The 11,585-nt window shown below is 56.3% G+C and carries 13 protein-coding genes and 3 pseudogenes; 9 read left to right on the forward strand and 7 right to left on the reverse strand.

Translation table 11 applies throughout. The annotated features are described in order from the left end of the window. Window positions 1–626 (forward strand): annotated as a pseudogene (locus OGY15_RS24195) (IS1-like element IS1B family transposase); the annotation flags it as partial. 211 nt (window positions 627–837) lie between these two features. Here the strand turns inward: OGY15_RS24195 and istB are convergent. The 3 genes and pseudogenes from istB to OGY15_RS24210 all read right to left on the reverse strand — a co-directional run. Further along, window positions 838–1,440, reverse strand: a pseudogene (gene istB / locus OGY15_RS24200) (IS21-like element ISSso4 family helper ATPase IstB); the annotation flags it as partial. Window positions 1,441–1,456: 16 nt separating this feature from the next. Next, window positions 1,457–2,992 carry an IS21 family transposase gene (gene istA, locus OGY15_RS24205; RefSeq protein ID WP_187790919.1) on the reverse strand — a complete coding sequence of 512 codons (1,536 nt, stop codon included), beginning with the start codon at window positions 2,990–2,992 and terminating at the stop codon, window positions 1,457–1,459. A 215-nt stretch (window positions 2,993–3,207) separates the two neighbouring features. Beyond that, entirely contained in the window at window positions 3,208–3,396 is a 189-nt protein-coding gene (locus tag OGY15_RS24210) for a hypothetical protein (RefSeq protein WP_187790938.1), read from the reverse strand. 304 nt (window positions 3,397–3,700) lie between these two features. Between OGY15_RS24210 and OGY15_RS24215 the strand changes: the two genes are divergently transcribed. The 6 genes from OGY15_RS24215 (at window position 3,701) to OGY15_RS24240 (ending at window position 7,629) form a co-directional block, all read left to right on the forward strand. Then, window positions 3,701–3,904, forward strand: a complete 204-nt coding sequence (locus OGY15_RS24215; protein WP_187790920.1) for a hypothetical protein — start codon at window positions 3,701–3,703, stop codon at window positions 3,902–3,904. Then, window positions 3,901–4,113: a hypothetical protein gene (locus tag OGY15_RS24220; protein ID WP_187790921.1), complete on the forward strand. Its 213-nt coding sequence runs from the start codon at window positions 3,901–3,903 to the stop codon at window positions 4,111–4,113. The genes OGY15_RS24215 and OGY15_RS24220 overlap by 4 nt, the downstream gene beginning before the upstream one ends. Beyond that, window positions 4,113–4,457, forward strand: a complete 345-nt coding sequence (locus OGY15_RS24225) for a hypothetical protein (RefSeq protein WP_286541454.1) — start codon at window positions 4,113–4,115, stop codon at window positions 4,455–4,457. The genes OGY15_RS24220 and OGY15_RS24225 overlap by 1 nt, the downstream gene beginning before the upstream one ends. Before the next feature lie 167 nt (window positions 4,458–4,624). Continuing rightward, window positions 4,625–5,200 (forward strand): recombinase family protein, encoded by a 576-nt coding sequence (locus OGY15_RS24230; RefSeq protein ID WP_187790923.1) that lies wholly within the window; start codon window positions 4,625–4,627, stop codon window positions 5,198–5,200. Window positions 5,201–5,209: 9 nt separating this feature from the next. Continuing rightward, the gene (locus OGY15_RS24235; RefSeq protein WP_187790924.1) at window positions 5,210–6,679 is read left to right on the forward strand and encodes an Eco57I restriction-modification methylase domain-containing protein; all 1,470 of its coding nucleotides are present in this window, start codon (window positions 5,210–5,212) and stop codon (window positions 6,677–6,679) included. Beyond that, on the forward strand, window positions 6,676–7,629 hold the full coding sequence (locus OGY15_RS24240) for a BsuBI/PstI family type II restriction endonuclease (protein WP_187790925.1): 954 nt from the start codon (window positions 6,676–6,678) through the stop codon (window positions 7,627–7,629). Before OGY15_RS24235 ends, OGY15_RS24240 begins: the two co-directional genes overlap by 4 nt. A 46-nt stretch (window positions 7,630–7,675) precedes the next feature. Here OGY15_RS24240 and OGY15_RS24245 read toward each other — a convergent pair. From OGY15_RS24245 to OGY15_RS24260, 4 genes and pseudogenes are all read right to left on the reverse strand, one after another. Then, a pseudogene (locus OGY15_RS24245) lies at window positions 7,676–7,849 on the reverse strand (SAM-dependent DNA methyltransferase); the annotation flags it as partial. Window positions 7,850–7,970: 121 nt separating this feature from the next. Continuing rightward, window positions 7,971–8,918 (reverse strand): DUF1281 domain-containing protein, encoded by a 948-nt coding sequence (locus OGY15_RS24250; RefSeq protein WP_187790926.1) that lies wholly within the window; start codon window positions 8,916–8,918, stop codon window positions 7,971–7,973. A 114-nt stretch (window positions 8,919–9,032) separates the two neighbouring features. Continuing rightward, window positions 9,033–10,010 carry an ArdC family protein gene (locus OGY15_RS24255; RefSeq protein WP_158121496.1) on the reverse strand — a complete coding sequence of 326 codons (978 nt, stop codon included), beginning with the start codon at window positions 10,008–10,010 and terminating at the stop codon, window positions 9,033–9,035. A 92-nt stretch (window positions 10,011–10,102) separates the two neighbouring features. Then, window positions 10,103–10,465: a hypothetical protein gene (locus OGY15_RS24260; RefSeq protein WP_286541462.1), complete on the reverse strand. Its 363-nt coding sequence runs from the start codon at window positions 10,463–10,465 to the stop codon at window positions 10,103–10,105. Between the two features lie 89 nt (window positions 10,466–10,554). Here OGY15_RS24260 and tnpA point away from each other — a divergent pair, with 89 nt between their 5' ends. Next, entirely contained in the window at window positions 10,555–11,205 is a 651-nt protein-coding gene (tnpA, locus tag OGY15_RS24265; protein WP_000993956.1) for an IS66-like element accessory protein TnpA, read from the forward strand. Further along, window positions 11,205–11,552 carry an IS66 family insertion sequence element accessory protein TnpB gene (tnpB, locus tag OGY15_RS24270; protein ID WP_099548426.1) on the forward strand — a complete coding sequence of 116 codons (348 nt, stop codon included), beginning with the start codon at window positions 11,205–11,207 and terminating at the stop codon, window positions 11,550–11,552. Before tnpA ends, tnpB begins: the two co-directional genes overlap by 1 nt. Window positions 11,553–11,585: the final 33 nt, after the last annotated feature.

Genomic DNA, 11,585 nt, shown 5'->3' on the forward strand with positions numbered 1-11,585 from the left:
GCCGGACATCAGCGCTATCTCTGCTCTCACTGCCGTAAAACATGGCAACTGCAGTTCACTTACACCGCTTCTCAACCCGGTACGCACCAGAAAATCATTGATATGGCCATGAATGGCGTTGGATGCCGGGCAACAGCCCGCATTATGGGCATTGGCCTCAACACGATTTTACGTCACTTAAAAAACTCAGGCCGCAGTCGGTAACCTCGCGCATACAGCCGGGCAGTGACGTCATCGTCTGCGCGGAAATGGACGAACAGTGGGGCTATGTCGGGGCTAAATCGCGCCAGCGCTGGCTGTTTTACGCGTATGACAGGCTCCGGAAGACGGTTGTTGCGCACGTATTCGGTGAACGCACTATGGCGACGCTGGGGCGTCTTATGAGCCTGCTGTCACCCTTTGACGTGGTGATATGGATGACGGATGGCTGGCCGCTGTATGAATCCCGCCTGAAGGGAAAGCTGCACGTAATCAGCAAGCGATATACGCAGCGAATTGAGCGGCATAACCTGAATCTGAGGCAGCACCTGGCACGGCTGGGACGGAAGTCGCTGTCGTTCTCAAAATCGGTGGAGCTGCATGACAAAGTCATCGGGCATTATCTGAACATAAAACACTATCAATAAGTTGGAGTCATTACCGAGTAAAGAAAACGAGAATTTTGTTTACTCTTCCCGTCAATGCCAGTAGCCATGAGGTTTCAGGGACTTTCAGTGTTAATAAACTCGGTAATCAAATCAACGTAAATCTGCCTAACAACGCCACGACTTTATTGACTTAAAATCATATAGTTAGATTCTTAGCGTACGTTTCCGCGCCATTGGGCTTCAAACCCCGGAACTGGCTTACCACTATCGTGCTGCTTTGTCCGTAACGATCCTCTATGAGCTCCAGAAGGTCATTACACTGGGCGTTACTTAACTGTTCCAGCCCCAGATCGTCCAGGATTAGAACCTGTATTTTTTGCAACTGTTTCAGATATTTCAGCCAGCTGCCATCAACACGTCCCTGAGCCAGTTGTTCCAGTAATCGCCCGGTTCTACAGTACCGGACGCTGTGTTTCTGTCGACATGCCTGTTCGCCCAGTGCATTGGCTATCCAGCTCTTGCCACATCCTGTCGGACCGGTTATCAGCAGGTTTTTCCTGTGGGTTATGTAGTGGCCGTTCAGCAGTTCCCTCATCTGTTCAGCCCGCAGACCTCTTGAGGCCGGATAGCGCAGCCCTTCCGGTGTTGCCTGATATTTCAGGCCGGCATTTTTTCTCAACCGTGCCACACGGCTGTTTTCCCTGCTCAGAAGCTCGTCATCAACCAGCAGCGTCAGCCTTTCCTCGAACGACAGTTCGTCGTAGGTCTGAGGCGTTTCCCGCTGCCGTATCAGGCTCCCGGCCATCGCCGGGAGTTTCAGTTGGGTCAGTTTGTTTAACAGGTTATCACTCATACTGTTGTCCCTTCTGTCAGTGGTAGTAGCCCGGACCACGCAGGTTTTCATGCTCTGAAGCATATGCCGGATGTTGTTCGCCCTGGCGGGATAACGGAAGCTCCTGGTTCTCCCGATGGTGACGCAGCAGATTGTCGATAAAGCGTCTGTCAGGGGCGTTATAGTGCAGGGCAACGTAACAGGCCTTTTCCAGCCGTTCCGGGCCGTATTTTTTCTGAAGTGCCAGCAGCCCCAGAACTGCACGATAAGCCAGTTCCGGATGGGGTTTTGCCTTCAGCATGGATTCAACCACCCGGCCTGTGGACGGGCCTGTACGTTTTCCCTGCTCGATAAGGCGTTCCGGTGTCCATGTCCCGTGCTGCCGGTGGCGCTCTGGCATGTGAAGCGGATTGGTTGTGTGTTTATATTCATGTGTGCTGCGCGGATGTTGTGCCACACACTGCCCCTTGTGCCAGAGCTGTACCACCGACTGCCCCGCCTTCAGTGACAGACGCTGACCGACCAGTTCGTGTGGAACGGAGTACCAGTGACGGGCATATTCAACGTGGTAGTCAGGGCCAACCTTCACGGCTTTGTATTCCGTGTATTCATAAGGTGTCAGAGGCAGCGGAGAGAGAGCTGGCGCATCCAGTATGCGGAAGCGTTCTGCACGGGTTTGATTGCCGTACCCCTTCATTGGTCGGTTATTCATGTCTGTCAGTAACTCCCGAAGGCGCGCATTCAGCGCCCTGAGCGTGTGGAAGGTTTCATTACGGATGCGGGCAAGAAGCCATCGTTCGACGATGAGAACACCGTTTTCTGCTTTTGGTTTATCTTTAGGTTTGCGTGGTCGGGCCGGGATGATAACCGTGCCATAGTGCTCAGCCAGTGCCTGATAACTGTCGTTGATGACAGGCTCATAGCGATCGGTCTTTTTCACTGCGCTTCTGAGGTTATCGGGGATGAGCAGCTTCGGTACGCCGCCCAGGAAGGTCAGGCAACGGCTGTGGGCATTTAACCATGACATCATGTCCTGACCTTCGCACGCTTCAACGTAGGTATAGTTGGACGTTCCCATTACGGCCACGAAGATTGCCACGCGGCGTATCTCACCGGTGTCCGGATTAATAACAGGAACCGTAGGACCACAGAAGTCGATAAAAAGCCTTTCGCCGGCACGATGCTCCTGGCGCATGGAGAGACGTCGCGTTTTTTTCCACTCCCGGTAGCAACGGCAGAAGTGCGAGTATCCCATCGCTTTGTCACCCGCCTGTGCCTTGTATTCCATCCACAACAGTTGTCGCGTCACACCTGGTTTTCTCATTTCCGTATCGAAGTACAACATGTCAGGCATTACAAGCTCTGATGCAAAGGTGTCTTTGGGCGGAAAAATGAGTTTCTCCAGCGTGTCATGGGATATATCAGCAGGTAATGGCCATGACAGAGAAGAGGCTTTGAAGCGGGCAAGAACCTCAAAAACGGTTGAGGCGCTGATGTGTAACGTCAGTCCGATACAACGGTTAGTCAGCTTCTTGTCGAACTTGAGCTGAAGGATCTTAAAACAGGTTTCCATAGTACTCCTGGATTTTCTCTTTCTGGACATTGACGTCTCCACTGGTTTAAACACGGCAATGGAGACTGTGGTGAAAAGAGTTAATTCCCGGAGTGACTGGCAGGATGCCAATCAATGATCGGAAGCATGCCAAATCGTGATCGATTGTGATGCCAAACTGTGATCGGAGATGAATGCTAAATCATGATCGATTCGAATGCCAAACTGCGATCGATTCAGATGCCATTTTGCAAATCACTCACATTATTCTCGTTCGTCCATATTTTTCTGAGCATCGGCAATGTGATCTTGTCAATGTTTTTAACCGCAATAGCATCGAGAAAAACCAATGGATGCATATGCCACGGATTCACCACCATCCCGGCCACACGGTGCATCCAGCGGAGATCCGTCAAAAATTTCATACTGTAGGGGCTCCGTGGGAATTTCTGCGATAACACCCGCTAAGCGATTCCTCCCTGACGGAAATCACTTGTTTCTCGTTCAGAGGCTGTCGAGAGGAATATTCATCCCCAAAAACTGCGTTTTCATATGTGGAAAACGCAGTCGGATAGTCGAATAGTACGACAAACCGACTTCTGACGTTTTCCGTACATTTCAGATTCAGTAACCCCGAATATTTGGGTTTGGTATGGCTAACGCCTTGAATTTTAATGAACCAGATTTTGTTACCGTGTACTGTCGCAGAAATGCCCACGGAACCCCAACATGGCGAACAACGAGCACGAGCGCAAACAGCAGCAACAGACCCAACAACAGGCCCAGCAGAAGCAGGCGCAGGAAAAGCAAATGGCCGAACGTGCCGCCCGCGAGGCGCAGGCACGGCAGTTGGCCGAGAAGCGGAAAGAGAAGCAAGAGAAGGAAAAGGAGCAGGCCCGGATGATGAATCAGCAAATGGACATTGACCGATGAACCGCGACGACGAGCAGCGCCGGGCAACCGAGCGCGACAGCCAGACCAACGCGGCCAATGAGCGCATGAGCCAGACCGAGCAGGCCCGGCGAGAGCAGGAGCAGCAGGAACGGCTGGCCCGTGAAGCTCAGGCGCGGCAGTTGGCCGAACGCCAGCCGCCGCCGCTGGATCGACGCACACCCACCAACGCACTTGATAGGGGGCGATGATGCGATGGCGCTATGACGAGAACCGGGCGGACTTCCGCCCGGCAGCGCCGGGCGAGATCGAGGTCGACCCGGACGCCCTCTACATCATCCAGCGCGGCGACGTGCTGATGGTGCGCGAGGACGGCCACGAGCGGCCCATGCCCAAGCGGCTGGAGGTGGCCGGGGTAACGTTCGACCGGGAGCAATTCGAGGGCCCCCATCCCCTGTCTTTGCGGACAGAGATGAGGCGAGACGGCCAATGGGCGCGGGAGCAGTTGCAGGCCCGCGACCGGGCCGAAATCGCCTTGCCGCTGGAATTGCCCATTTGGGTGACGAAAACGCCGCTGACCGAGGGCAAGGCGTGATCCTGTCGCCCGTCTGCGGGCATTTGTTTGTGTTTCATCGTAGCCCTGCCGACTGTTCAGAAAACGGTGGTTTTCTGGACAGATCTGCAGGGTTTCGCTTTTTCATGGACGGGCATACCCAAAACTGTTAAGATAACCGTCAATTTTTCTATGTTCAGGCACTGTCAATGAATCAACGCATTGGATACGCCCGCGTTTCGACGGACGACCAGCACCTAGACCTGCAGCGCGACGCGCTCCAGCAGGCCGGGTGCAGCGTGATCTACGAGGAAGCGGCCAGCGGCAAGAACGCGGCACGCCCGGAGCTTGAGCAGTGCCGCAAGGCGTTACGGGCCGGGGATACCCTCGTGGTGTGGCGGCTTGATCGACTCGGGCGCAGCCTGCATGACTTGGTGCAGATCGTGGCCGAGCTTGAGCAGCGTGGCGTGCATTTCGAGAGCCTGACCGAGAAGATCGAGACGGGCAGCGCATCGGGCAAGCTGCAATTTCATGTGTTCGCGGCGCTGGCCGAGTTCGAGCGCGGTTTGATCCGTGAGCGGACGCAGCCCGGGCTTGCAGCCGCCCGCGCCCGCGCCCGTGGCCGGGCCGGTGGTCGCAAGCCGAAGCTAGACGACCAGCAGGTGCGAGAGATCAAAGCCCTGTTGCGCGATCCAGATATTAAGGTGGCCGAGGTAGCCCGCCGTTATGGCGTGTCCCGAACCACCCTTTACAAGCACGTCGGCGTCATCACGCCGCGTCAATGAGGACTTGGGATGCTCCAACAACTAGACACCGCAGACAGCGTGCGCCGCGAGGTGGCACCCCGTACCGCGCAGAAACACAAAGCCGAGTTCGGCCAGTTCATGACGCCTTCGAGCGTGGCCCGCTTCATGGCGTCCCTGTTCCCACCGAGCACCCTGCAGACCTGCCGCCTACTGGACGCAGGCGCGGGCGTGGGCGCGTTGTCCTGCGCCTTTCTTGACCGCTGGGTGACGGGCGGCTTTGGCTTTGAGTCTGTCGAGGCGACGGCCTACGAGATCGACGAGAAGCTGCGCGGCCACCTTGCACAGCACTTGGCCGGATACAGCCGCGTGACGCCCCGCATCATCGCGGGCGATTACATCGAGCTGGCGACCGCCGAAGGTCTGCAGGATCGAGGCTATACCCATGCGATCCTCAATCCGCCGTACAAGAAGATCAACAGCCAATCAGCCCACCGGCTGGCTCTGCGCACTGTCGGCATCGAGACGGTGAATCTGTATTCCGCCTTTGTCGCGCTGGCCGTGGGCGAGGCAGCGCCGGGCGGGCAGATCGTGGCCATCATCCCGCGCAGCTTCTGCAACGGGCCGTATTACCGCCCGTTCCGTGACTTCATCCTTGAGCGGGCGGCGATCCGCCACATGCACCTGTTCGAGTCGCGCAACAAGGCTTTCAGGGATGACGAGGTGCTGCAGGAAAACATCATCATCCGCTTGGAGCGTGGCGGCCAGCAGGGGCCGGTCACGGTCACGACTTCGACCGATGACAGCTTTTCAGACCTGACCACCCACGAACACCCGTTCGACCGGATCGTGTTCCCGGATGACCCGGAGCGGTTCATTCATGTGCCGACCACGACCGAGAAAAGCGCCATCGAGCTATCGCCCGCCGTGCGCTACTCGCTGGCCGACATTGGCGTGAAGGTATCGACCGGGCCGGTAGTCGATTTCCGGCTGAAAGCGCACCTGCGCGACATGCCCGAGCCGGGCACCGTGCCCCTGCTCTACCCCGGCCACCTGAGCATGACCGGCACCGTCTGGCCCGTGGCGGGCTTGAAGAAGCCCAACGCGATCATGCGCAACGACGAGACGGAAAAGTGGCTTTACCCGAACGGGTTTTATTGCGTGGTGCGCCGCTTCTCATCGAAGGAGGAAAAGCGCCGCGTGGTGGCAAGCGTGGTTGATCCTGCCGCCTTTGGCGATCATTCCGTGCTGGGCTTCGAGAACCACATGAACCTCTTTCACGAGGACAAACACGGCTTGCCCGAGGCGCTGGCCCGTGGGCTGGCCGTGTTCCTGAACACGACCGCAGTAGATGAGCATTTCCGGCGCTTCAACGGCCATACACAGGTCAATGCAACCGACCTCAAGCTGATGAAGTACCCGAGCCGTGACACCCTGACCGAGCTTGGCAAGTGGGCCATGCAGCAAGGAACGCTCACGCAAGAACAGATCGACGCCAAGCTAGGAACCCTGACCGCATGAACAACCAAAACGACTACATCGAGGCCGCGCAGCAAATCATCGTTTCCTTGGGCCTGCCCCGAGCGCAGCAGAACGAGCGTTCCGCCCTGTGCCTGCTGGCCCTCCTGAACCTCACGCCGGGCAAGACATGGGCCGACGCGGAAAACCCGCTTGTGGGCATCACGCCCATCATGGATTGGGCACGGGAGCACTACGGCAAGGAGTACGCGCCCAACACCCGCGAGACATTCCGCCGCCAGTCCATGCACCAGTTCTGCGACGCTGGCGTGGCCCTCTACAACCCGGACAAGCCCGACCGCCCGGTGAATAGCCCGAAGACGGTTTATCAGATCGAACCCGCCGCGCTGGCCCTGCTGCGAACCTTTGGCACCCCGGCATGGCATGACAGCCTCGCCGCCTATCTGGCCGAGCGTGAAACGCTGGTTGCCCGCTACGCCAAGGAGCGCGAGCAGAACCGCATCCCGGTTGAGATTGCACCGGGCCAGCAAATCACCCTCAGCCCCGGCGAGCACAGCGAACTGATCCGGGCCATCATCGAGGACTTCGCCCCGCGCTTTGCGCCGGGTAGCGTGCTGGTCTATGCCGGCGACACAGGCGACAAGTGGGGCTACTTCGACGCCGCCCTGCTGGCCGGGCTGGGTGTCGATGTGGATTCACACGGCAAGATGCCCGATGTGGTCTTGCACTTCGTTGAGAAAAATTGGCTGCTGCTGGTCGAGTCCGTCACCAGTCACGGCCCGGTCGATGGCAAGCGCCACGCCGAACTCGCTAAGCTGTTTGCCAGTTCCAAGGCTGGCTTGGTCTATGTGACCGCCTTCCCCAATCGTTCGATCATGGGCCGCTACCTGCCCGAAATCGCATGGGAGACGGAGGTGTGGGTGGCCGATGCGCCCTCTCACCTGATCCACTTCAACGGAGTGCGGTTCCTTGGCCCCTACCCCACCGAATGAGCACAGGAGGCCCGACCACGACCACAACCACCACCGAGACAGCAAAAGAGGTGCTGCGCAGATACTTCTGCTCCCGGGCCTCACTGAACTGAAGCCGGTTCTCCAGGGCAATCACACTGCAGCTGACAAAGTCCTCAAACACCTTATGGCGTTTGTGATAACGGGCGGTCTGATTAAACAGCGAAATGAAGGCTTTCTGATGGTCGATAAAGGTGGCCATGTGAATCTCCGTAAAAAACAGGGAACACATGGCCCCGGGGAGGAACAGGTGTTCCCCTTCGGGCTGAAATGAAATGTGACAGGAAAAAACGGGTGCCACGAATGTGGCACCCTGAGGTTAATTACTGGCCTGAAGCCAGCGGAACCGGTAAAGGCGCGGCTTCTGTCTGTTCTTCAGTGCGCTCCTCCACCAGATACAGCCGGGGCTGAGGAAGTGTTTCCCTGCCCGGCCATTCGGCCTGCGGGTCACTGTCCGTATGTTCACCACCGTCATAACAGTTGTAACCCTGTATGCCCCTGACAGGCTCGCTGTACCAGTGCCGTATCTCACAGTCGAACACCTTCGAGATTTCACCAACCAGCTCACCTGAAGGCGGATACCAGGGCGTGTCAGTCAGCAGCACCAGACTGCTCATCTCATCACGCACCCAGCGGACATTGTGACCTGATGGCCACTCCACACCGTATATCCGGCTGTAAAGGCTGGTCGTGGTGGAAATGCCCTGCAGCAGTCCACCTGAACCGTTCAGCTCTGTGGCCAGACGGGAGGGTATGACCATCAGCATGTCACAGGGCTGCGCCTGCTCCGGGTAATCCGACAGCCGGCTCCAGCAGGCTTCAGCATCAATGTGTTCACTCAGTCCGACCAGGCCAAACCAGTCAGAATACTGACAACGCATTAACGCGGTGATTATCTCCCGGGCATTATCCGGCAGATTCCCCCAGCGGACTGCGCCAATACATGACTGGTGATAAAGGCGGTCAATGGTCTTTATCGTCTCTTCATCCAGTACGGCATCTTTTACCAGCAGCCCCAGCCACTGTTCAAATGCCTGGTTAGCCGGAGATGACAACCCTGTACCATGACGAACCAGCGCCGGATATGGCGGATACTGCGTCGTCCGGGTGGGTTTCACCAGTCCGGCACAACCGGCAAGAAACAGCTGTATACTCTGCTGTATGGCATGGCGGTAACGCGGTGTCTCACATCCTTCAATCCACTGCGTCAGCACATCCAGGCAGACTGACTTACCGGTAATTTCAAAACGATTCTTGCACCATTCAGACATGGTTACGCTCCTCTTTGATATAACAGATGTAAAAAAGAGGGCACTGTCCCGTGAGGAACAATGCCCTCACGGGATGAATGGCGGTCAGGTTACCCCCTCCGCCAGCGGTTCAGATTATGCGACCCGCGCCTGCGAAGCCCGCTGCATCAGTAAATACTCTGATGCTTCGCGTGCCTGCCGGCAGGCGCGAAACAGCGCTTTTTTGTCAGACTTCAGGACCTTAAGCCATCCGTCAATATAACTTTCGTGCTGTACGTCACCGGCAATTCCCAGATGTGCGCACAGAAAAGCACTGCCCATCTCGGCAATCAGTTCTTCGAACGCATATTCCGGGCTTTTACGACCGGCAAAAGAACTTATCCCGGCCCGCCGCAGACGCTTTTCATGACCGGTACTGTGTACCAGTTCATGCAGCAGGGTGGTCCAGTAATCGGCCACTGAATCAAACTGTGACGACAGAGGCATCACGATACGGTCAGTGTCAGGCCGGTAGAATGCCCTGTCCTGTGGAAGCGACGAAACACTGACGCCACTGCCATTCAGTATCGGCAGCACCCGCTCACTGATGGTATCAGCCGGCAGTACATCTGCTCTGCCTTCCGCCTTCACCATCAGATGCTCAGGTAAACCGTCGCACTGTCCCACATTAAACAGAGGATTCGCTTTCAGTACCGGTACCGTTTCCATGAGCGGTTCCCCCTCACTGTCCGTCAGCCGGTTACCGTGTTCATCCACAGCCTGTCTTTTCCAGTCTTTGTAAATCACCGCCAGCGTGGCCACCTCCCCTTTACGGACGTGTCCACCCAGTTGTTGCGCCTGACGGTACGTCAGCCAGTGATTGCTGGCATATCCGGCTTCATCCGCAGTCAGCCACAACAGCAGGACATTCACTCCCGTATAAGGCTTCCCGGTCAGGGCGTTTACCGGCATCATCTCCGGCTCGCCCGCGCCGTTACGCGCAGAATGCCAGGGGCGTTTCCAGGGTGGAACACCATTTTCAATGGCCGTCACAATCCTGTCGGTCACCAGCTGATACAGGTCACGTTCCGGCGTTTTGTTCGCGGTACGTGAAGTATGTTTTTTCGTTTTCATAAGAGCACGCTCCATAAAAAAGATGCACGCTCCCCGTACGGTGAGCATGCACCGTACGGTTAAATTAATAACGAAAATCAGACTGGCCGGACTTACCACAACGCCAGCATCACCAGTGAACGACGCTCAAAATCAAACGTCTTCAGCGTATCGCTGACCCACGCTTTTACGTCATCCACGTCATACCAGTAATCGCCGGCATAGTCTTCGCCCCGTAAACGCGAGTTTCTGACATAAGGAAACAGCCTGTGGCAGTTCCCCGGCGTCAGCATACTGAGGTCACGCAATAATGCAGTCAGTGACCGGCGTGTTACAGGGAAAGTATGCTGCTCATCTGAAGCATCAGTATGGTTACGGAACCATGTCAGAAGCGGCATCACCTTACGGAAAGCCCCCACTTCCTGATGTTCCTGTGTTTCCACAACGGCACCATTCTGATGGTTATCACGAGCCATAAAGGTAAGCGCATCATTTAAACCGTCTTTCGCCTCCCTTTCCTGTTTCCGATACTAATGTCCATTTTCGCAGTAAAAGGACATTTAAGATGAATGCACGAAAAGCGGTACTGGCAGATAATCCAGAATTGATCCTGCGTGTGCTACAGCTGAGATTTGACGAGTCACTGTCGTACCCGCGCATTTCTGCGCAGACTGGTGTCAGCAAAACCGCCATTTTTTCTCTGGTGAGGCGATTTCACCAGGTATTCACTGACTGGCCTCTTTCCGGTGAATATTCCTGCGGGCAACTGGCCCGGGCTCTTTTCCCGGGGCGATACCCTTCAGCCCCGACCGTGACTCAGCCTGTGAAAGCAGAGAAACCCCGCCGGAACCGATTTTCACCGGAGTTTAAATGGAGACTGGTTCAGCAAACTCTTTTACCCGGTGCCTGTGTCGCACAAATAGCTCGAGAGAATGGAATTAACGATAACCTGCTCTTTAACTGGCGGCATCTCTGGCGTAACGGTGGCCTGCAACCGCCCGGCGAACATGAAACATCGCTACTTCCCGTGACGTTAACTCCGGAGCCGGATAATAAAATCCCGGCACCAGTGCAGATACCTGAACAGATAAATACACTGCCAGACAGTCTGTGCTGCGAGCTGGTTCTGCCGGCCGGAACTCTCAGGCTGAAAGGTGAACTGACACCGGCGTTATTACAGACACTTATCCGCGAAATGAAAGGGAGCAGCCACTGATGATATCTCTCCCTGCCGGTTCGCGTATCTGGCTGGTTGCCGGTATCACCGATATGCGAAATGGCTTTAACGGCCTGGCCTCAAAAGTTCAGAACGTCCTGAAGGATGACCCGTTCTCCGGGCATCTGTTCATCTTCCGCGGACGCCGGAGTGACCAGATAAAAGTGCTGTGGGCTGACAGTGACGGACTGTGCCTCTTCACCAAACGCCTGGAGCGGGGCCGCTTCGTCTGGCCGGTCACCCGCGATGGAAAGGTTCACCTTACTCCGGCTCAGTTGTCCATGCTTCTCGAAGGCATCGACTGGAAGCACCCGAAACGAACGGAACGCGCTGGAATCCGCATATAACCCGTTGTAAAGTGAGGATATGGACACCTCACT

This window comes from Citrobacter sp. Cu231 (genome assembly GCF_030332265.1).
GTDB lineage: Bacteria > Pseudomonadota > Gammaproteobacteria > Enterobacterales > Enterobacteriaceae > Citrobacter > Citrobacter meridianamericanus.

What these genes read in the sequence shown, in the direction of transcription:
- istA (WP_187790919.1), bottom strand. Translation starts at nt 2,992, where the DNA reads ATGGAAACCTGTTTTAAGATCCTTCAGCTCAAGTTCGACAAGAAGCTG.
- OGY15_RS24210 (WP_187790938.1), bottom strand. Translation starts at nt 3,396, where the DNA reads ATGAAATTTTTGACGGATCTCCGCTGGATGCACCGTGTGGCCGGGATG.
- OGY15_RS24215 (WP_187790920.1), top strand. Translation starts at nt 3,701, where the DNA reads ATGGCGAACAACGAGCACGAGCGCAAACAGCAGCAACAGACCCAACAA.
- OGY15_RS24220 (WP_187790921.1), top strand. Translation starts at nt 3,901, where the DNA reads ATGAACCGCGACGACGAGCAGCGCCGGGCAACCGAGCGCGACAGCCAG.
- OGY15_RS24225 (WP_286541454.1), top strand. Translation starts at nt 4,113, where the DNA reads ATGCGATGGCGCTATGACGAGAACCGGGCGGACTTCCGCCCGGCAGCG.
- OGY15_RS24230 (WP_187790923.1), top strand. Translation starts at nt 4,625, where the DNA reads ATGAATCAACGCATTGGATACGCCCGCGTTTCGACGGACGACCAGCAC.
- OGY15_RS24235 (WP_187790924.1), top strand. Translation starts at nt 5,210, where the DNA reads ATGCTCCAACAACTAGACACCGCAGACAGCGTGCGCCGCGAGGTGGCA.
- OGY15_RS24240 (WP_187790925.1), top strand. Translation starts at nt 6,676, where the DNA reads ATGAACAACCAAAACGACTACATCGAGGCCGCGCAGCAAATCATCGTT.
- OGY15_RS24250 (WP_187790926.1), bottom strand. Translation starts at nt 8,918, where the DNA reads ATGTCTGAATGGTGCAAGAATCGTTTTGAAATTACCGGTAAGTCAGTC.
- OGY15_RS24255 (WP_158121496.1), bottom strand. Translation starts at nt 10,010, where the DNA reads ATGAAAACGAAAAAACATACTTCACGTACCGCGAACAAAACGCCGGAA.
- OGY15_RS24260 (WP_286541462.1), bottom strand. Translation starts at nt 10,465, where the DNA reads ATGGCTCGTGATAACCATCAGAATGGTGCCGTTGTGGAAACACAGGAA.
- tnpA (WP_000993956.1), top strand. Translation starts at nt 10,555, where the DNA reads ATGAATGCACGAAAAGCGGTACTGGCAGATAATCCAGAATTGATCCTG.
- tnpB (WP_099548426.1), top strand. Translation starts at nt 11,205, where the DNA reads ATGATATCTCTCCCTGCCGGTTCGCGTATCTGGCTGGTTGCCGGTATC.